Raw genomic sequence first — 779 nt, forward strand, 5'->3', positions numbered from 1 at the left:
CGACCCCGCCCGAGTGCCGACGGCCACGGAGCTCGTGGACCCCGACGCCGTCGTCGAGGCGGCCGGGGCGGTCCCGTGGCGCCGGCGCGACGGACGGCTGGAGGTGGCCCTGGTGCACCGTCCCCGCTACGACGACTGGTCCTGGCCCAAGGGGAAGGTCGACCAGTCGCCCTACCGTGAGCAGCTGCCGGCCACGGCGGTCCGGGAGGTCGGCGAGGAGACGGGGCTGCTCGTGCGGCTCGGGCGCCCCCTGCCCACCGCGTGCTACACGGTGGTCCGGCGATCCCCGGGCCCGCAACGCAAACGGGTCCACTACTGGGCAGCGGAGGTCATCGGGGGTGACGGCCGGCTGGAGCACGAGATCGACGAGGTGGCCTGGCTCCCCGTCGGCGAGGCATCGAGCCGGCTGAGCTATGCGCGCGACCGGGAGCAGCTGCGTGCCGTCGTCGTCCATGACAAGGCCGGGCAGCTCGAGACCTGGCCGCTGCTCGTGGTGCGGCACGCGCACGCCGTCGGTCGCGGCCACTGGAGGAAGGACGATCGGCTCCGGCCGCTCGACGCGAGGGGAGCGGCGCAGGCGGCCGCGCTCGTGCCCCTCGTGACGGCATACGGCGTCTCCCGCGTGGTGACCTCGCCGTCGGTGCGGTGCACCGACACCCTGGCGCCGTTCGCGGAGCGCGCCGGCCTGCGGATGCGGCTGCGGGACGGGCTGTCGGAGGAGGGGTATGCCGCGGCGCCCGACCGCGCGGCGCGGCACCTCGCCAAGACGATCGGGCGGG

At 75.9% G+C, this 779-nt stretch carries 1 protein-coding gene; it reads left to right on the forward strand.

Translation table 11 applies throughout. The annotated features are described in order from the left end of the window. Positions 1-13: 13 nt before the first annotated feature. On the forward strand, positions 14-779 hold a 766-nt coding region (locus tag FRW57_RS22335), incomplete at its 3' end, for an NUDIX hydrolase (RefSeq protein ID WP_238999551.1).

Origin of the sequence: Segeticoccus rhizosphaerae (genome assembly GCF_009192725.1) — a bacterium.
Lineage (GTDB): Bacteria > Actinomycetota > Actinomycetes > Actinomycetales > Dermatophilaceae > Segeticoccus > Segeticoccus rhizosphaerae.